This window comes from Micromonospora sp. M71_S20 (assembly GCF_003664255.1).
In the GTDB taxonomy this organism is placed as follows: domain Bacteria; phylum Actinomycetota; class Actinomycetes; order Mycobacteriales; family Micromonosporaceae; genus Micromonospora.
On record NZ_RCCV01000005.1, the window covers coordinates 218,493 to 236,600 of the forward strand.

Consider the following 18,108-nt stretch of genomic DNA (forward strand, 5'->3'; position numbering starts at 1 on the left):
CCCCTCCTGCCCGGCGGGGCGCACCCCCCGTGGAGATCTTGGTGCGGAAGCGCCCCCGGAGGGGCCGTCTCCTACCAAGATCCGCCGCAGCGGGTCAGCGGGCGTCCACCTCGTCGATCTTCTCGGCGCCGAAGGCCTCGCGCAGCAGCCGTACCGCCTGTTCCTCGCTGGACTCCCGCGCGGTCTGCTCGTCGATGACCTCGTCCAGCGGCTCGTCGCCCGGGTCGAAGCCCTCGAAGTTCGGGGCCGCCGGCCGGGCGCCGCCGGGGCGTCCCCCGCCGCCGCGCACCGGGCCGTCGAAGTCCGGGTCGTACGGCGGCTCGCCGGCCCAGTCGGCGTCCGCGGTCTTCCGGACCGGCTGGCCGGTACGCGGGCCGCGTCCCGCCGCAGCGGCCCGTGCCGCCGCGATCGCGCTGCTCACCGGGGGGCCGGCGGGCGCGGCCTGCTGCGGCGCCCCCGACGGTCCGGCCGGCTTCGGTACGGCGGGCGTGGCGGTCGCCGACGCCGTGGCGGCGCTCGCCGGCCGGGTGGTCGACGCCGCGCCGGGCAGGCCGGTCGCCGTCGGGGCGGCTGCCGTGCCGCCGGTCGACGTGACGGCCGACGTGCCGCCCGGCCGAGCCGGCTCCGGCCAGTCGTCGCCGCCCCCGGCCGCGCCACCCGGGCGGGCCGGTTCCGGCCAGTCCTCGGCGCTCCCGGCCGCGCCACCCGGGCGGGCCGGCTCGGGCCAGTCCTCGGCCGCGTCGGCGGCGGGAGCACCGCCGAGCCCCGACGCGCCAGCGCCGGAGGCGGGCCGGGTCGCCCCGACCTGGTCGGCAGCGGCACCACCCGCACCACCCGCGCCACTCGCGCCACCAGGCCCGCCGACCGCGACACTGAGGCCATCCGGACCGGCCAGTCCGTTCGGGCCGGCCAGGCCGCTCGGGCCACTCGGGCCGGCCGCGCTATTCGGGCCGCTCGGGCTACTCACGCCGCTCGGGCCGTTCGGACCACTCACGCCGCCTGGGCCGCTCGGGCCGCCGGAGGGGCCGGCACCGGACGGGCTGCCGGTACCGCTTCGGTCCTGGTTGGCGGGGGCTGCCGGCGGCGGGGACGCCGGGCGGGCCGGCGCGGCGGGACGGGACGAGCCACCGAGTGACGCGCCACCCCGCTCGCCGGCCACCTCGCAGCGGATCTGCCAGCGGCCGCCGAACTCCTCGTACAGCACCTCGGCCAGCACCGACGTGTGGTTGCCCATCATCTGTGCGAGCACCGGCGACTTGACGGTCAGCACCAGGGTGTCGCCGTCCACGTCGCGGACCACCGCGTCGCGCATCAGCGCGGCGGCCGGCTTCTTGATCCGGTTGACCTTCGCCACGATGTCCGGCCACACCCGGCGCACCGCGACGGCGTCCAGGTTGCCCGTCGCAGCCGCGCCGGGGCGGGGCGGGGCGGGGGTCGCCGGGTCGGGCATCACCGCCGAGGGCGGCACCTGGCGACGGGCGGGAGCATCGGCGGGCGGGCCACCGGCGGGCGCACCCACCGGTTCGGCGGCGCCCGGGGCGGCCTCCGCCGCCCGGGAACCGTTGGCAGCCGGGGAACCGGCGGCGGCCAGAGCCGCGGCACGGGCAGCCGCGGCACCGGACGGAGCGCCGGCAGCCGCCGGCGGGCCGGCGGGCTCCGGGTCAGTCGCGGTCGTGGCGGGGGCGGGCTCGGGGCGTACGGGAGGAGGGGCGGCGACCGGCGCGGGGCCGGCGGCGGCCGGCGGCGCGTCGGTGCCGGCGAGGGTGAGCCGGCGCTCCATGCGTTCGAGGCGCTGGAGCAGACCGCCGGTGCTGTCGTCGGCCCCGGGCAGCAGCATCCGGGCGCAGATCAGCTCCAGCAGCAGCCGGGGCGCGGTGGTGCCGCGCATCTCCACCAGGCCGTTGTGCACGATGTCGGCGCAGCGGGACAGTGTGGCCGGGCCGAGCCGCTGGGCCTGGGCGGCCATCCGCTCGATCTGGTCGGCCGGGCCGTCGATCAGGCCCTTGGCGGCGGCGTCCGGCACCTGCTGGAGCACGATCAGGTCGCGCAGCCGCTCCAGCAGGTCGGAGGCGAACCGGCGCGCGTCGTGCCCGGCCTCGGCGACCCGGTCGACGGTCGCGTACGCCGTCGCGCCGTCCCCGGCCGCCAGCGCGTCGCACATCTCGTCGATGAGGGCGGCGTCGGTCACGCCGAGCAGGGCGGCGGCCCGGGAGTAGGTGACCCCCTCCGGCCCCGCCCCGGCGATGAGCTGGTCGAGCACGGAGAGGCTGTCCCGGGCGCTGCCGCCGCCGGCGCGCACCACCAGCGGGAAGACCGCCGGCTCGACGGCGACGCCCTCGGCCTCGCAGAGCTGCTCCAGGTAGGGCCGGAGCACCTTCGGCGGGATCAGCCGGAACGGGTAGTGGTGGGTCCGCGACTTGATCGTGCCGAGGACCTTCTCCGGTTCGGTGGTCGCGAAGATGAACTTGACGTACTCCGGCGGCTCCTCGACCAGCTTGAGCAGGGCGTTGAAGCCGGCCGACGAGACCATGTGCGCCTCGTCGATGACGTAGATCTTGAAGCGGCTCTTGGCCGGCGCGAAGATCGCCTTCTCGCGCAGCTCGCGGGCGTCGTCGACGCCACCGTGGCTGGCCGCGTCGATCTCCAGCACGTCGATCGAGCCGCCGTCGGTGGCCAGCTCGCGGCACGAGTCGCACTGCCCGCACGGCTCCGGGGTGGGGCCCTGCTCGCAGTTGAGCGAGCGGGCCAGGATCCGGGCGCTGGAGGTCTTGCCGCAGCCGCGTGGGCCGGAGAAGAGGTAGGCATGGTTGAGCCGCCCGCTGCGCAGCGCCTGCGACAGCGGCTCGGTGACGTGCTCCTGCCCGATGACCTCGGCGAAGGTACGCGGCCGGTACTTGCGGTAGAGCGCCAGTGCCACTCGTCCCGCCTCCTCTCGACCGAGCCATTCTGCGCCGGTCGGGCGCGGGTGACCACCCACCACCCCGTGACCTGACCCGCAGGGACGTTACCGGGCCCCGGAGACAAAAAGGCCTCCCGTGCACCCGGCAGAGCCCGCTTATCCTTGCTGCCTTCCGGCCCTGGGGAGGTTCACGAGATACCGCCGCACGGGAGGTACCGCCAACCCTACCCGACGCCGCGTCGATCTTCAGGGGGTGGTGGGGTGGCCCACCCGCCGGGGACCTGTATCCTCGTCTGCGGAGGATTCGCCTAGAGGCCTAGGGCGCACGCTTGGAAAGCGTGTTGGGTTAACACCCTCACGAGTTCGAATCTCGTATCCTCCGCTCGCTGAGCAGCACGAACGCGAGGGCCGACCCCATCGGGGGACGGCCCTCGTACCGTTTCTGCGCTCATCCTCGTCGCGTTCGCTCCCGCCGACGCTCTCGCACGGGCGTGATCCCCACCGCACGTCGATCGCCCGGCGGGTCCCGGACCCTACGCTGACAGCCGCAACCGGCAGCGAGACAACCGGACGGCGGCGACCTGCGGGCGACGACCGGCCCGGGGAGAGCGCAGACACGAGTGAACGCAATGCTGAACGTCGCCGAAGGGCTGGCCGTGCTGGCCGCCGGGGTCGCGGCGGGCGCCATCAACGCGGTGGTGGGCTCGGGCACGTTGGTGACCTTCCCGGTCCTGCTCTCCCTCGGCTATCCGCCGGTGGTGGCGAACGTGTCGAACACCGTCGGGCTGGTGCCAGGGTCGTTCTCCGCGGCGTACGCCTATCGCCGGGAGCTGGCCGGGCACGGTGGCCTGCTGGCCCGCCTGGGCGTCGCCGCCGTGCTCGGCGGGGTCACCGGCGGCGTACTGCTGCTGCTCCTGCCGCCCGGCGCGTTCCGGGCCATCGTGCCGGCGCTGATCGTCCTGGCGTTGGTGCTCGTGGTGGTGCAGCCGCGACTGGCGCGGGCGTTGGCCCGCCGGCGGCCGGTCGCGGACGACGCGGGCGCGTCGTCGGCCGGCGGTCAGGCGGTACGGCGGGTGGGGCCGCTGCTGCTGCTCGGCGTCTTCGGCACCGGGGTGTACGGCGGCTACTTCGGCGCGGCCCAGGGAGTGCTGCTGCTGGGGCTGCTCGGGGTGCTGCTCTCCACCGACCTGCGCTGGGTCAACGGGGTGAAGAACGTGCTCGCCGGCCTGGTGAACGGGGTCGCGGCGGTCCTGTTCGTCATGGTGGGGAACGTGGCATGGCAGCCGGCGCTGCTGATCGCGGTGGGTTCGGTGGTGGGGGGCCTGGCCGGCGGCCGGTGGGGACGCCGGCTCCCGCCGGTGGCGCTGCGCGCCATCATCGTGGTCGTCGGGCTCGCCGCCCTGGTCAACCTGCTGCTCTGACCGCCGGACGGAGCGCAGGCTCGGCCATGGCGAAGCCGGGAGGCGGGTAGGCGCGACGCAGCGGGTGGTCATCGGCGCGGGCGGACCAGGAGAGGAAGCGGCCGGCGAGCTGGGCCTGGCTCACGCCGGGGCGCGGCGAGCTGTTCGGGGCGGCCTCGACCTGGAGGGTCGCCAGGTGGACGGCGAGCGCGCCGCGGTCGTGGCGGTACTCGCGAGCAGCGGCAGAGGCGCCTCCGGTGCGGGGCGCGAGTGGAACACCATGGTTGTCTCCCGGCGTGGGATACACCCGTGGTGTTCCACTCGCGCCCCGTCCGCCCGACGGCCGCGCCTGCCGGGTGCGGCCCGGACGCCGGCCACGCCCGGCGGGTGCGGCCCGGAGGCCGGCCCGCTCCGGCCGTCGCGCCGGGTGCTGCGCCTTGGCTCCGCGCCCTTCGGGCGAAGGGCGCAGGTCGCCCCGGAACGGGCCGACAGCGCAAATCGCGGGGCGGTGCCGGCAGGGGACGATTCGGTACGGTGCGGAGGGCGGCGGAGGTGGCATTCGTCGTACACATGTTCCATCCACAGGCTGTGGACGGCGGAGGGCTCCCATGGGTTACCAGCTCAGCGCGGTCGTCGCGGACGCCGAGCTGCTCCGCGAGCAGACCGCCGACCTCGACCACGCGGTCCTGGGCGAGCTGCGTCAGGACTTCGCGCTACTGCCGGTCACCCCGCAGCTCGTCGAGGAGCTGACCGGCGCGCTGCCCGACTTCTCGGTGGCGGAGCGGTCGCCGGAGGAGCCGTTCCACCTGTCGCTCTCGGCACCCCTCGCCGACGCCCTCGCACGGTGGTCGCGGTCGGGCCCGGTCGCGTACCTGGAGGCGGAGTTCGCCGGCGGAGCCGGCTACCAGTCGGCGGTGGTGTGGCTCGGCGGCCAGGTGAGCTGGGGGCCGGGTTTCGATCGACTCTTCGACGGGCCGCGCGCCCAGTGGCCGCTCAACGCGGCGCTCGCCCGGCTCGGGGCGGAACCCGGCGCATGGATCGACCCGTTCGCCGAGCTGGGCCTGCACGTCGAGCGGAACACCGCCGGCTGGCTGACGCACGGACGCCGGCGGCTCAGCGCCGACTACTGGGACGAACTGGCCGAGGAGTGGGAGAACCGGCAATCTGCGGGCGGGCAGCAACCTGAACGGCCCGGTCCCGTTGGGGACTGGGGGATTCCATGAAATTGCGACAATTTGGCTTCATCGCCGCGCTGACGACGGCTGCCTGGGTTTCGGGCAGCGGCGCACATCCGCCGTCGTCCGGGTTGGACGGTCGGCCCGTCGGGGCCGTCGAGGTGGTCGACCTCAACGGCCTGCGCGACGTGGAGTTCGGCGACACCGAGGACGAGCTGACCCGGCGGGGCATCCTGCGCTCCGACGTCGACGCCTGCGGCCCGGCGCTCGCCGGGTACGACACGACCAGCCCCATCTTCGTCGACGACCGGCTGGTGCTGCTCTGGCTGGGCGAGGCGACGCGCACCCCGCAGGGAGTCACCGCCGGCATGCCGGTCGAGGAGGTCCGCAGCCGCTACCCGTCGGTGCGGGAGCTGGACGCTCCACAGGGGACGTACCGGCTCGACGGGCTGCTCGCCCGGCAGGGCGACCGGGCGTACCTCTTCCTGCACGACGGGCGGGCGGTGAAGAAGATCATCGCCGGGTACGCCGACTGGGCCCAGCGCCTCTTCCACGAGGGCCACAGCCCCTGCTGACTACGGGACCGGCGGCCCTGACCACGGCTGACCCATGGCGGTGACCCGGCTGTCGATCTGCCGGGCGGCGTCCTCCGGGTCGGTCAGGAGGGTGTTGATGGTCAGGTCCGCGTGCCCGATGATCGGGACCTCGTCCCAGCCGTCCGTGTCGCCGGTGCCGCGCTGCCCGACCCGCACCTCGGCGATCTCCCGGGGGCACCAGACGAAGGCCACGAGCCAGCGCGCGTCGGGGAAGGCTCCGGTGACGGCGTCGATGCCTTCGACGTGGCGGAGGTGGATCACCGGCACATGCTCGGCGAGCCGCGCGGCGAGTCCCGGCCGGTCGATGACGTGGGCGGCCCCGTGCCGCCGGCTCGCCCAGACGATCTCGCCTCGCCGACGGAGTTCCTCGATCTCGGTCGGGGTGGCCGTCCGGGTGCCGTTCGTCCGGCCCGGCCCGGCTTCGAGGCAGGGGAACAGGACGTACCGCTGGTCCAACACCCCCAGGTAGCGGGTGATGGTGTCCTTCCCCGCCGCCGGCGGGCCGTAGAGGACGACGCCGCGCTTCAAGCCGGCGCTCCCACCCGAGGAAGACATTGTCCGGTCCTCTCGACGAGGGCATCCGGCCGGGCCGCCGGAACCTCGGAAGCTACCAGTCGCCCCCGTGCCCGCCCGAGCGCGAAGCACACGGCGGGTCGCCGGCGCTGCGGAAGCCGTCGGAGGCTCGCGGGAGCAGCCGAAGCCACGGAAGCATGGGCCCGGGAGTGCCGGGTAACCGCCGGGCATGGCGCGGTACACGAAGCCCGAACTCCGGGAGCAGGTCAAGGAAGAGGTCAAGGCATCCGACAAGGGCGGCCGCCCGGGACAGTGGTCGGCACGCAAGTCGCAGCTGGTCACCCAGGAGTACAAGAGGCGCGGCGGGGGCTTCGTCGGCCCGAAGGACGAGCGGCAGAAGTCCCTACAGCGCTGGGGCGGCGAGCACTGGCAGACCAAGGAGGGCGACACCCGGGCGCGGCACGGCGACGAGACCAGCCGCTATCTGCCCGAACAGGCCTGGAAGGAGCTCTCCGAGAAGGAGAGGCGGGCGACCGACGCCAAGAAGCGGAAGGAATCGAAGTCCGGCAAGCAGTACGTCGCCAACACCGGACCGGCCAAGCGCGCTCGCCGCAATGTCACCGCGGCCGAGCGGCTGTCGGAGTTGCCGGTCGCCGAGGCGGCCAAGCTGGTCCGCGGCCTCGACAAGGGCCAACTGAAGTCCGCCCTGCGCCGCGAGCGCGACGGCAAGTCCCGCAAGACGCTCATCAAGCGGCTGGAGTCGGAACTCACCCGCCGCTGACCGGCGACCCCACCCGCATCGACTGGTCCGCCCGGCAGGCCGCCGCCGCCATCCCGTTCCGGGTCGTCAGCGGCCGGCCGGTCAACCCGGGCGAGCGCACCCGCGTCCGCTACGGCCGCAACCGCCTCGGACACTGGGGCGAGGCGCAGTGGGCCAACGCCGCGGTGACCGCCACCGACACCACCGGCAGCCTGTAATCGTCATGATCGAGCGCCGCGACGGCGGCGGATGGGCGCTGTCCGGCGGCCACATCGAGCCGGGCGAGACCGCAGCCGACGCGGCGGCCCGGGAGCTGACCGAGGAAACCGGGCTGGTCGTCACCCTCACCGATCCGCGGGTCGAGATAATCGATCGTCAAAAATCTCCGGAGTCACGGCAACGTTTGCTGGGGTCGAGAGCGTAAGTAGTGGCCGTGAGATTGAAGCTGAGGGTGCGGGTGGCTGATGCATGATCGCGAGGACAAGGAGGTGACAGCCTTTGTACGGGCGCGTTACGGATCGCTGCTCCGGACCGCCTTCCTGCTGTGCGGAGACCGAGGAAAAGCCGAGGATCTGGTCCAGACGACGTTGGCCAAGACGGTTGTGGCGTGGTCTCGACTGCAACACGCAGAATGCGTCGACCACTACGTTCGGCGCATTCTAGTCAACACCTTCGTGACCTGGAGGCGGCGCCGATCCTGGTGGGAACAGCCCTTGGGTCGGCTGGTGGAGCGTCAGGCACGCGACGAGTACGTGGGGGTGGAACAGCGGGACTTGCTCCGCCGGGCGTTGGACGGGCTGCCAGCACGACAGCGTGCCGCCGTAGTACTGCGCTTCTACGAGGACCTGTCCGAGCAGGACAGCGCACGTACTGGGTTGTTCGGTCGGCACGGTCAAGAGTCTTTCATCAAGGGGTCTGCAGACTCTTCGTAAGCAGTGGGTTGAGGCCGACGCTGCTGCTGATCAAGAGGTGCGCTATGCATAACACGACCGAGTTGCGTGACGGCCTGGCGGATCTGGCCGAGTCGGTGGTACCGACCGAGGGCTATGAAGGCAAGATCATGCGGCGGGCAGACCGGCGTCGCGGGCGGCGGCGTATCGCCGCCGGAGCCGCGGCCGCAGTATGCCTGGCGGTGCTGGTCACGATGTTTCGGGTTGTCGGATTCGGGCCCACATCGCAACTCGCTGCACCGCCGCCGGATGGCCCGTTCCTGGGCTGGTCCCCGGCGGGAGACGTGGACGCTGGCCTGGTACGTGAGGCCACCAGCGTCTGGGACCGTGCCAACTCGGCAGGCCCGCACACTGATGTTCGGGCCCTTGTCGCGACGCGCCATCCACGCCTGCGCTCGACGGTGGTAGTCCTGCAGGGATACGACAAGCAGGGCGACGCGCGGTTGGCGTTCTTCACCGGTGATCTTAACGCGGCGGACGCCTTGCGGATGCGGGTTGATCGGCCGGCGCCCGACCCCGTGAAGACTCAGGTGATAAGTCTGGTCAGTCCACGGTTGTCCGGAGCTGCCGGCGAGGTTAGTGATGACCCTGCGGGTACCTATGCCATTGCCCTCGCCATGCCGGGCGTGACAGCGGTGCGGGTGTCGAATACCGCAGTCGATAATGAAATGATACAAGAACCGGACGGACCGACCAGTCGCCTTGTTGTAAAACGATTCCCGCTCGCTGCGACCGCGCAGACGACGACGATCGCGGGGTTCATCAAGCCGAAGCGACCGTTCGCCAGCCTCACGAAGATGTTCGAGGTGCCTGGTGAGGACGGTGTGGACGGCGACGCGCGGGCCGTACCCGCTGAGGTAGTCGGCAGGAACGGCCAACAGATAATCGTGGCGTTCCCGAAGGATCAGGGAGTCAGGCAGGGGCAACTAGCCGTTGTCGCCGAAGGTTTGGTCGGACGCGTAACGGCAGTCGATGCCGTCCGCGGCGAAGCCACTGTCGACCTCATTACCAGCACCGGATTCGCCGGCCAGGTGTACACGAATATCAGTAATGTTCCGGGTTCCGTACGCGGCACCGGCGGAAAGCTGGTCATGGAAGGCGTTCCCGCAGACGGTGAGATTTACCAGACCAACCGTGTCTTGATGCCGGATCCGTCCCAGCGAAGCAATCAGGTTGGCGCTGTCACGATCGGGCGAGCGTCTGCGGACAAGGCGGCAGGCGCGACCACGGTGGAGCTTACCCCGACAGCCGACCTTGCCAACCTGACCAGGTTGTCGATCATGACGCCATCCGCCCCCTGACGGCGCCCCGCCCACGCAAGGATGCGCGGAGGCGACTCGCATCCTCAACAGGTTGCAGGTCAGTAGTGGACCGCGCCGCTGCCGGAAGCCTTTTGTGCGCACGTAGAGGGTGTACTCGGCGGCGCCGGGGTTGGCGCTGCGCCGCCGGATCGTGGCTTCGTCCACGACGTGCGGACGGGTGTCGCGGGCAGGCGAGCGGTGAGCAGCGGTGCTCATCCGGGTCGTCCTTGAGGCACGAGAGATGGGCCCGGCAACGGCGATGTTGTCGGGAGCAGGCCGGGATCCCTTTCCCGACGCCTGCCCCCTCTCGCAGCGTCGATCATGCACTTGTGGTGGGAAGTAACTCCCTATACGCCCCATCCGCGGGGCACCACAACTGCATGATCGGCGCCGTCAAAGGTCGGTGCCGTCAAAGGTCGGTGCCGTCGGGGGCCGGCGTTTGGTGGGGGCGCGTAAGCGCAAACGCCCGGCCGATCCTCGGATCTGCCGGGCGTTTGCGCTGTTCATGAGCGGTGGCGGCGGGATTTGAACCCGCGGAGGGCGTAAACCCTCACACGCTTTCGAGGCGTGCTCCTTAGGCCACTCGGACACGCCACCGCCGAGAAGGGTACATGACCCCGGGTTCGGACGCCGAACCGGTATGCCCGGGGACGGCCTGGCAGGATCCTTGCCATGAGTACGCACATCGGCGCGAAGCCGGGAGAGATCGCCGAGCGGGTCCTGATGCCGGGCGACCCGCTGCGGGCCAAGTGGATCGCGGAGACCTACCTCGAGGGCGCGCAGTGCTACTCGACGGTCCGGGGCATGCTGGGCTTCACCGGCCGCTGGAACGGCGTCGAGGTCTCCGTCCAGGGCTCCGGCATGGGCATGCCCTCCGCCTCCATCTACGCCCACGAGCTGGTCAACGAGTACGGCGTGAAGAGCCTGATCCGGGTCGGTTCCTGCGGGGCCCTGACCGAGGACCTGCGGCTGCGCGACGTGATCGCCGCCATCGGCTCGTCCACCGACTCGAACATGAACCGGATGCGCTTCGACGGGCTGATCGACTACGCCCCGGTGGCCGACTTCGGGCTGCTGCGTACGTCGGTCGAGGTGGCCGAGCGGCGCGGCATCGCGATGCGGGTCGGGCCGATCCTGGCGGCGGACGCCTTCTACACCGACCGCCCGGACCTCTACGACAGCCTCGCCGACTACGGCGTGCTGGCGGTGGAGATGGAGTCGGCGGCGCTCTACACGATCGCGGCCCGGTTCAAGGCCCGCGCGCTGACCCTGCTGACCGTCAGCGACCACATCAAGACCGGCGAGAAGACCACCTCCGAGGAGCGTGAGCAGACCTTCAGCCAGATGGTCGAGATCGCCCTGGACACGATCGTCGCCTGAGTTCCGTTCGGCAGCCGCCCCGTCGTCCTCCCGGACGGCGGGGCGGTTTCGTGACCACGGTCACGCGGGAAAACTATACGAACGGTCGTTCTTATTCATTAGCCTCAGCCCATGACAGTCGACGGACGCGTCGCGCGGGGCGACCGGACTCGCACCGCCGCGCTGGACGCCGCCGTGGTGCTCGCCACCGAGGTCGGCCTGCACGGGCTCTCCCTCGCCCAGCTCGCCGACACCCTCGGCGTCAGCAAGTCCGGCCTCTTCGCGCACTGGGGTTCCAAGGAGGCGCTCCAGCTCGCCACCGTCGACCGGGCGGTCGAGCAGCAGCGGCAACGGATCATCGAGCCGGCTCTGCGTGCCCCCCGGGGCGTACGGCGGCTCTGGGCGCTGCACCAGGCCCGGATCGACTTCTTCGCCGCCCGGGTGCTTCCCGGCGGTTGCTTCTTCGCCAGCGCCGACTTCGAGTACAACGCGCGTCCCGGCCCGGTCCGGGACCGGCTCGCCGAGGTGTTCGGCCGCTGGACCGCGTTCCTCGAACAACTCGTCCGCGAGGCGGTCGCCGCCGGCGAGCTTCCCGCCGACGTGGACGTCCCTCAGCTGGCGTACGAGATCGACGCGCTCGGGATCACCGCCGCGATGCGCTCCCGCCTGCTGGACCCCGACACCGCCTACCGGCACGCCCGCCAGGGCCTGCTGAACCGCCTGCGGGCACTGTGCCCCGATCCGAACCTGCTACCGGAAGGCATCTCATGAGCCAGGCCATCGTCGACCAGCCCGCCGCCGAGTTCGGTCACGTCGCGCACGTCGCGGTGCACTTCGACGACCTCGACGCGTTCGGCCTGCTGCACAACGCCCGGTACGCGGTGCTGCTCGAACGGGCCCTGACCGGATACTGGGCGGAGCACGGCGTCTCGTTCCAGGGCGGGCGGCGCAGCGCGCCGGACGTCTTCCACGCCGTACGCGAGTTCACCATCAGCTACCGGACGCCGGTCACCGGGACCGGACCCGTGGCGGTGCACTTCTGGCTCGACCACTTCGGCACCAGCAGCGCCCGGTACGCCTACCGGTTCCAGTCGGTGGACGGCGGCACGGTGCACGCGGAGGGCGCGCGGGCGATCGTCCGGCTCGACCCGGCGACCCTGCGCCCCACCCCGTGGACCGACACCGCCCGCGCGGTGGCCGCGACCCTGCTCCGGCCCGCCCCGACGGGTGCCTGAGCCGGTCAGCGGAAGAAGGCGCGCAGGATGGCGGCGCTCTCCGACTCCAGGACGCCGCCGTAGACCTCCGGCCGGTGGTTGAGCCGGCGGTCGCGCAGCACGTCCCACAACGATCCGGCCGCCCCGGTCTTGGGCTCCCAGGCGCCGAAGACCACGGTTGACACCCGGGCCAGCACCAGCGCGCCCGCGCACATCGTGCAGGGTTCCAGGGTGACGACCAGGGTGCAGCCGTCGAGCCGCCAGCGGCCCAGCCGCTCGGCGGCCCGGCGCAGCGCCAGCACCTCGGCGTGCGCGGTCGGGTCGCCGGTCAGCTCCCGCTCGTTGCGCCCGGTCGCCAGCTCGGTGCCGTCCGGCCCGTAGAGCACGGCGCCGACCGGGATGTCGTCGGCGGCGTCGGGGCCCGCGCCGGCCGGGCTGTCGGGCCCGGTCACGGCCACTTCCAGCGCCCGGCGCATCCACAGCTCGTGCCGCTGCCGCCGGCCGGCGCCGTCCGGATCGGCCAGCCCCTCGTGGGCGCCGGGCCCGACCCGGCCCGCCGCGCCCGGGGTCGGCTGCCCGGGGCGTACGGTGCCCAGCGCCGGATCGGTGGCGTCGGCCGGCTCGGCGCCGCCCGCCCCGGCCCGGCCCGGCCCGGACGGCTCAGACCTCACGCAGTTCCTCGACCTCGTCGGCGCAGCCGAGCACCTGGCACACCTCGGCGGTGACGTCGCCCGGCATCATGCCCTCCTGCGCGCAGAGGTTGAGCAGCTTCTGCGCGGAGATGCCCAGGTCGGCCAGGAGGTCGGCCTCGCCGACCGGGTCGGCCTCGGGGTCGACGGCGGGCTGCTCGGTGTCATCGTCGCCGCGGCCGGACGGGCGCGGCTCCTCGGTGTCGTCCAGCCCGGTCACCGAGGTCTTCAGGTCCCCGACCAGCAGGGCGCCCAGCCGGGACTCCTCGGCGTAGGCCGAGTCGGAGCCGAAGACCCGCAGGTCCTCCCCCTCGTCCAGGCGCATGACCACCAGGTACGTGTCGTCCGCCTCGACGAAGAGCAGCGACAGGTCGGCGTCGGAGTCGACGTCGCGCAGCCGGTCGGCGACGTCCTCGATGTCGGTGACGCCCCGCAGGTTCACCTCGGCGGCCGTCCAACCGCTGTCGTCACGTACGACGGCCGCAGCGAAGTACGACACGGTTCCCCCAAAAGAGCCTCGGCAGGCCGACCCGTTACGCGTGCACGTTAGCCGGTCGGGTCGGCAGGCGACCGGTCAACGCCCCGAAGGGCCGGTCAATCCTGGGGAAAGTCTGCCTGTCGTCAGCCGGCGACCCGGCGGCGGGTGGCGATTAGCTCCCGCAGGCGCTCGCTGCGCACCCGCTGCGGCCGTACGCGCTGGCGTACCGCCCGGGCGCCCGCCAACTCGGCGAGGAGCTGCTGGCGACGGCGGCTGCGCTCGGGGTCGAGCCGCGGAGTGGTCCAGGCCATAACGCCGAGGGTGCCGAGTTCGGGCGGCCACGTCAAGGCGGGATTCGCTGCGCAGCCGGCCCGCGACGCAGCGCAGCCACGGGCCGGCCGGAGCGGGTCCCCGGCGGCGGGTCGCGGCCCGGGCGGGAGGGGCCGGACCGGGCTCACCAGAGCGGCCAGTCCCCGCTCGACGCCCACCGCACCGTCACGATGGCGGCGGCGATGCTCCACCCGCCGGCGGTGACGATCGCGATCCCGGTGGCCACGCCCCGGTCGCCCGCGCGGACCAGCAGCAGCGCGGCCAGCCAGGCCAGCCCGCCGGCCAGCAGCGTCCACCAGGCGTAACCGGACACGCCGCGACCGAGCAGGCCGAACAGGAGCAGCCAGACGGCCGCCACGGCGGCGCCGGACGCGACGCCCGCGCCGGTGACCGGGTGCGGTTCGCGGTAGGTGGGCTGGGACGGCGGCCCGGACGGGAAGAGCCCCGAGGGGACCCGTGGCGCCGGCCGGAACCCGGCGTCCGGCTCGGGCGGGTAGGCGTACCGTCCGGTCGTCATCGACCCCTCCCCTTCTGCCGTGCGCCTCCACCACCGTACCGACTCTGTCAGGATGACCGGATGCCCTCGCCGACGATCGGACGCCGCGCGCGCCCTGCGTACCCGGTCCTGCTGGTGCTCGTGCCGGTGCTGGCCGCCGGCTGCGCGACGACGCGGCCCGGGACGACGCCGGGCGAACCCCGGCCGAGCCTGCCGGCGACAGCCGGGCAGCCCGCGCCGCCGGCCGCGACCCCGACCGGCCCGTCGACCGCGCCGACCCGCGCCGGGCTGCCGCACGTCTTCCCGGTACGCGCGGCGGGCGTCGCCTACCACCCGACCCACTCGGCCTACCCGGGGACGGACATCTTCGCCGACTGCGGCGAGCCGGTCGTGGCGGTGACCGACGGCGTGCTGCTGGAGGTCAGCCGGGTCGACCGGTTCGACAAGCGCGGGCCGCGGGGGCCGCACAACGGCGGGCTGTCGGTGTCGCTGCTCGGCGACGACGGGGTGCGCTACTACGGCTCGCACCTGCGCCGCATCGCCGACGGCATCGACGCCGGGGTACGCGTGCGCGCCGGGCAGCGGCTCGGCGAGGTGGGCCGGACCGGGAATGCGAACAACGTCTGCCACCTGCACTTCGGCATCTCCCCGCCGTGCACCGGCCGGGACGGCTGGTGGATCCGCCGGGGCGTGGTCTGGCCGGCGCCGTACCTCAACTCGTGGCGGCGCAAGGGCAACAAGGAACCGGCCGCCGAGGTGGCCGCCTGGCACCGCCGGCACGGCTGCCCGAAGGCGCCGCCGGCCGCCTGACGACCGCTCCCGTTTGTCGTCATCAGCGCTTCATCGGTCGGAAACATTGACGGAAGTCTCGGCGCTGGGCTAGCGTCCCGCTGCAAGAGAGCGCTCTCTGAGGCCACTTTCCACACAATTCGCCCGCAGAACGCGCCCGTCCCCGACCGGCGCTCCCCGACCGGAGGCACTGTGACACCTCCTGCGACACGCCGCACCTGGGCCGTGGCGGCCACCTCCGCCCTGGCCCTCGCCCTCGGCGGCCTCGCCGTCGTGACCACCACCCCCGCCCAGGCCGCCACCGTCGGCGCCGGCAGCTACACCACGGACCGCGTGGGCCCCCTGCCCACCGGCTGCGGAGACATGACCACCAACCCCCGGCAGTTCGCCACCGCCGACGCGCCCGCCGGGCCGATCCCCACCAACGACTGGTGGTCGTCGCTGCTGTGGAAGCGGACCAACTGCTCCTACAGCGAGCCGCTGCACGCGCACCCGGCCTCCTACCAGCCGGCCGGCGACGGCCTCGGCCTGTCGGCCACCTCCACGCCCACGATCAGCGGCACCGCGACCGGCGTCGGCGAGTTCAAGTACACGTACTCCGAGGACATCCGGGTCGGCATCGCCGGGCTCGGCGCCCCGGTCGTCAAGGTCGACGGCTGGACCGACTGGACGGTCACCCCGTACTGGAACGACGGCGCCCGGACCATGCGCGCCACCATCGGCCACGGCCTGCCGTTCGCGTACTTCCGCACCAGCGGCGGCGACGCCCTGATCAACGCCACCGGCGGCAGCGCCACGGTCTGGTCGAACAGCGGCGCCACGATCGGCTTCACCGTCCGGGGGCACGACTACGTCGCGTACGCGCCCACCGGGGCCACCTGGTCCGTCAACGGTGGACGGATCACCTCCAACCTGGCCGGCAGGGGCTACTTCTCGGTCGCCCTGCTGCCCACCACCCCGAGCACCGACGCCGCGTCCCGCACCGAACTGGCCACCACCTACGGCCGGTACGCCCACGCGCACGTCACCGGCACCCGGGTCTCGTACGCCTACGACCAGGCGACCAGCACCGTCAACACCACGTACGCCTTCACCACGACCGCCCGGGAGGGCACGGCGAACCAGACCGTCGTCAGCCTCTACCCGCACCAGTGGCGGTCGCTGACCGGCGCCACCCCGCTGACGCTCACCTACCCGTCGGCGCGCGGCCGGATGAAGGTGCTCACCGGCGTCAACGCGTTCCGCACCTCGATGAAGTTCAACGGGGTACTGCCGGAGGTCCCCGCCGTCGCCACCGGCGCCGGGGCGGACCTGACGACGCTGCGCAACCACCTGGCCGCGGTCAGGGGCAACCCGATGGACCAGCGCGGCGGCGACACCTACTGGACGGGCAAGGGCCTGGGCCGGGCCGCCCGGATCGCCGAGATCGCCGACCAGGTCGGCGACGCCGAGACCCGGACCTCCGCGCTGAACGCCATCCGGAGCACGCTCAACGACTGGCTCACCGCCACGCCCGGGGAGACCGAGGGCGTCTTCCACTACGACCGCAACTGGGGGACCCTGATCGGCTACCCGGCCTCCTACGGCTCCGACCAGGAACTCAACGACCACCACTTCCACTACGGCTACTACATCGCCGCCGCCGCCACCCTGGCCAAGTTCGACCCGACCTGGGCGCGGCAGGACCAGTACGGCGGCATGATCGACCTGCTGATCCGGGACGCGAACAACTACGACCGTACGGACAACCGCTTCCCGTACCTGCGCGACTTCGACATCTACGCCGGGCACGACTGGGCCGCCGGGCACGGCTCGTTCAACGCCGGCAACAACCAGGAATCCTCGTCCGAGGGGATGAACTTCGCCAACGCCCTCATCCAGTGGGGCCAGGCCACCGGCAACACCGCCGTACGCGACGCCGGCATCTTCATCCACACCACCCAGGCCGCGGCGATCCACGAGTACTGGTTCGACGTGACGAACGAGAACTACCCGGCGGCGTTCGGGCACTCCACGGTCGGCATGGTCTGGGGTGACGGCGGCGCGTACGCCACCTGGTTCAGCGCCGAGCCGGAGATGATCCAGGGCATCAACATGCTCCCGGTCACCGGCGGGCACCTCTACCTCGGTCACCACCCGGCGTCCAACCGCGCGAACTACCAGGAACTGGTGCGCAACAACGGCGGGGAACCGACCGTGTGGCAGGACATCCTCTGGCAGTTCCTGGCGCTCGGCGACCCGGACGCGGCGCTGGCGAAGCTCCGCGCGAACCCCGGGTACACGCCCGAGGAGGGCGAGAGCCGGGCACACACCTTCCACTGGATCCGCAACCTCGCCGCCCTCGGCACGGTGCACACCGGAATCACCGCCAACCACCCGCTGGCCTCGGTGTTCCAGCGCAACGGCGTCCGCACATACGTGGCGAGCAACATCACCGCCGCGCCGCTGACGGTCACGTTCTCCGACGGCACCCGGCTCGCCGTGCCCGCCGGGAAGACGGCCACCAGCGGTGCGTACACCTGGAGCGGCGGCACCGCGACCGGTGGGGTCACCGGCACGCCGCCGCCCACGACCACCCCGCCGACGACCCCGCCGCCCACCACGGCCCCGCCGACGACCCCGCCGCCCACCACCCCGCCGCCGTCGGCGGACTTCCCCACCCGGTACCTGCTGCCCGGTGGCGGACTGGCCGCGGCCGGCAGCCCGGCGACCGCCACGGTGGCCGGCGCGGGCGGCGCGAACCGCGACGGCACGCCGACCAACCCGCAGGTCTTCACCGCGACGGGCCTGGACCTGGCGTACGCCGGCGGGCAGACCACCTTCGACCTGTTCCTCGACGCCGGCAACGCGGTCGGCAACGGGGTGCAGGTGCGGGTCTCCTACGACCTGACGGGCAACGGCAGCTGGGAGCGGGTGGAGACGTACCGCTACTTCGCCACCGACCCGGTTCCCGGCTACGAGCGCTACACCCAGCAGAGCGGCCTGCACTCCGCCACCGGCGCCCTCGGCAACCTGTCGAACGGCACCGTACGGGTGGAGGTCTGGTCGGCGATCGGGAACAACCCGACCACCCTCGGCATCGGTGACCGGTCGCTGGTGAAGCTGCCGCACTCCTGATCCCGTGAGCCTCCGCGCCGTCGGTCGTCTGACGACCGGCGG

The 18,108-nt window shown here is 72.8% G+C and carries 17 protein-coding genes, 2 tRNA genes, 1 other RNA gene and 1 pseudogene; 13 read left to right on the forward strand and 8 right to left on the reverse strand.

All coding sequences use genetic code 11. The features are described from left to right. Nucleotides 1-94 precede the first annotated feature (94 nt). Together DER29_RS33615 and ffs are read right to left on the reverse strand one after the other, a co-directional pair. Entirely contained in the window at nucleotides 95-2,917 is a 2,823-nt protein-coding gene (locus DER29_RS33615) for a DNA polymerase III subunit gamma and tau (RefSeq protein WP_121401705.1), read from the reverse strand. 107 nt (nucleotides 2,918-3,024) lie between these two features. Beyond that, nucleotides 3,025-3,114: signal recognition particle sRNA small type (gene ffs / locus DER29_RS33620), an RNA gene on the reverse strand. Between the two features lie 82 nt (nucleotides 3,115-3,196). Here ffs and DER29_RS33625 point away from each other — a divergent pair. The 4 genes from DER29_RS33625 (at nucleotide 3,197) to DER29_RS33640 (ending at nucleotide 6,049) form a co-directional block, all read left to right on the forward strand. Then, nucleotides 3,197-3,281: transfer RNA gene (locus DER29_RS33625), tRNA-Ser, on the forward strand. Nucleotides 3,282-3,528: 247 nt separating this feature from the next. After that, complete coding sequence (locus tag DER29_RS33630; protein ID WP_199729678.1) at nucleotides 3,529-4,320, forward strand: sulfite exporter TauE/SafE family protein; 792 nt, start codon at nucleotides 3,529-3,531, stop codon at nucleotides 4,318-4,320. Nucleotides 4,321-4,907: 587 nt separating this feature from the next. Further along, a complete protein-coding gene (locus DER29_RS33635) occupies nucleotides 4,908-5,522 on the forward strand; it encodes a hypothetical protein (RefSeq protein ID WP_121401706.1) in 615 nt (204 codons plus the stop codon). After that, nucleotides 5,519-6,049 (forward strand): hypothetical protein, encoded by a 531-nt coding sequence (locus DER29_RS33640; RefSeq protein WP_121401707.1) that lies wholly within the window; start codon nucleotides 5,519-5,521, stop codon nucleotides 6,047-6,049. The genes DER29_RS33635 and DER29_RS33640 overlap by 4 nt, the downstream gene beginning before the upstream one ends. Here DER29_RS33640 and DER29_RS35870 read toward each other — a convergent pair whose 3' ends face one another. After that, entirely contained in the window at nucleotides 6,050-6,598 is a 549-nt protein-coding gene (locus DER29_RS35870; protein WP_233600318.1) for a kinase, read from the reverse strand. It abuts the gene before it with no gap. Nucleotides 6,599-6,812: 214 nt separating this feature from the next. Between DER29_RS35870 and DER29_RS35875 the strand changes: the two genes are divergently transcribed. The 4 genes and pseudogenes from DER29_RS35875 (at nucleotide 6,813) to DER29_RS33655 (ending at nucleotide 9,594) form a co-directional block, all read left to right on the forward strand. Continuing rightward, a complete protein-coding gene (locus DER29_RS35875) occupies nucleotides 6,813-7,364 on the forward strand; it encodes a DUF5872 domain-containing protein (RefSeq protein ID WP_233600319.1) in 552 nt (183 codons plus the stop codon). Between the two features lie 202 nt (nucleotides 7,365-7,566). Then, nucleotides 7,567-7,767 carry an NUDIX domain-containing protein gene (locus DER29_RS36455; protein ID WP_370040982.1) on the forward strand — a complete coding sequence of 67 codons (201 nt, stop codon included), beginning with the start codon at nucleotides 7,567-7,569 and terminating at the stop codon, nucleotides 7,765-7,767. A gap of 40 nt (nucleotides 7,768-7,807) precedes the next feature. After that, nucleotides 7,808-8,327, forward strand: a pseudogene (locus tag DER29_RS33650) (SigE family RNA polymerase sigma factor). After that, complete coding sequence (locus DER29_RS33655; protein ID WP_121401708.1) at nucleotides 8,320-9,594, forward strand: rod shape-determining protein MreC; 1,275 nt, start codon at nucleotides 8,320-8,322, stop codon at nucleotides 9,592-9,594. Before DER29_RS33650 ends, DER29_RS33655 begins: the two are co-directional and overlap by 8 nt. Nucleotides 9,595-10,104: 510 nt before the next feature. Here the strand turns inward: DER29_RS33655 and DER29_RS33660 are convergent. Next, nucleotides 10,105-10,191 (reverse strand) — tRNA-Ser (locus tag DER29_RS33660). 75 nt (nucleotides 10,192-10,266) lie between these two features. On the opposite strand from DER29_RS33660, the gene deoD reads away from it, so the two are divergent. The 3 genes from deoD (at nucleotide 10,267) to DER29_RS33675 (ending at nucleotide 12,188) form a co-directional block, all read left to right on the forward strand. Continuing rightward, nucleotides 10,267-10,974, forward strand: a complete 708-nt coding sequence (gene deoD, locus DER29_RS33665) for a purine-nucleoside phosphorylase (RefSeq protein ID WP_089003001.1) — start codon at nucleotides 10,267-10,269, stop codon at nucleotides 10,972-10,974. Nucleotides 10,975-11,085: 111 nt separating this feature from the next. Beyond that, nucleotides 11,086-11,724, forward strand: a complete 639-nt coding sequence (locus DER29_RS33670; RefSeq protein WP_121401709.1) for a TetR/AcrR family transcriptional regulator — start codon at nucleotides 11,086-11,088, stop codon at nucleotides 11,722-11,724. Next, nucleotides 11,721-12,188: a thioesterase family protein gene (locus DER29_RS33675; protein ID WP_121401710.1), complete on the forward strand. Its 468-nt coding sequence runs from the start codon at nucleotides 11,721-11,723 to the stop codon at nucleotides 12,186-12,188. Before DER29_RS33670 ends, DER29_RS33675 begins: the two co-directional genes overlap by 4 nt. A gap of 5 nt (nucleotides 12,189-12,193) precedes the next feature. On the opposite strand, the gene DER29_RS33680 is transcribed toward DER29_RS33675, so the two are convergent. From DER29_RS33680 to DER29_RS33690, 4 genes are all read right to left on the reverse strand, one after another. Then, nucleotides 12,194-12,643, reverse strand: coding sequence for a nucleoside deaminase (locus DER29_RS33680; RefSeq protein WP_121401754.1), 450 nt, complete (start codon nucleotides 12,641-12,643; stop codon nucleotides 12,194-12,196). 184 nt (nucleotides 12,644-12,827) lie between these two features. Beyond that, the gene (locus DER29_RS33685) at nucleotides 12,828-13,355 is read right to left on the reverse strand and encodes a tRNA adenosine deaminase-associated protein (RefSeq protein ID WP_121401711.1); all 528 of its coding nucleotides are present in this window, start codon (nucleotides 13,353-13,355) and stop codon (nucleotides 12,828-12,830) included. Between the two features lie 122 nt (nucleotides 13,356-13,477). Then, the gene (locus DER29_RS35000) at nucleotides 13,478-13,645 is read right to left on the reverse strand and encodes a hypothetical protein (RefSeq protein ID WP_165947875.1); all 168 of its coding nucleotides are present in this window, start codon (nucleotides 13,643-13,645) and stop codon (nucleotides 13,478-13,480) included. A 143-nt stretch (nucleotides 13,646-13,788) separates the two neighbouring features. Further along, nucleotides 13,789-14,181: a hypothetical protein gene (locus tag DER29_RS33690; protein ID WP_121401712.1), complete on the reverse strand. Its 393-nt coding sequence runs from the start codon at nucleotides 14,179-14,181 to the stop codon at nucleotides 13,789-13,791. 60 nt (nucleotides 14,182-14,241) lie between these two features. Here DER29_RS33690 and DER29_RS33695 point away from each other — a divergent pair, with 60 nt between their 5' ends. Both DER29_RS33695 and DER29_RS33700 read left to right on the forward strand, forming a co-directional pair. Then, complete coding sequence (locus DER29_RS33695) at nucleotides 14,242-14,970, forward strand: M23 family metallopeptidase (protein ID WP_121401713.1); 729 nt, start codon at nucleotides 14,242-14,244, stop codon at nucleotides 14,968-14,970. 171 nt (nucleotides 14,971-15,141) lie between these two features. Continuing rightward, on the forward strand, nucleotides 15,142-18,066 hold the full coding sequence (locus tag DER29_RS33700; RefSeq protein WP_233600321.1) for a glycosyl hydrolase: 2,925 nt from the start codon (nucleotides 15,142-15,144) through the stop codon (nucleotides 18,064-18,066). The last annotated feature ends 42 nt before the right edge of the window (nucleotides 18,067-18,108 follow it).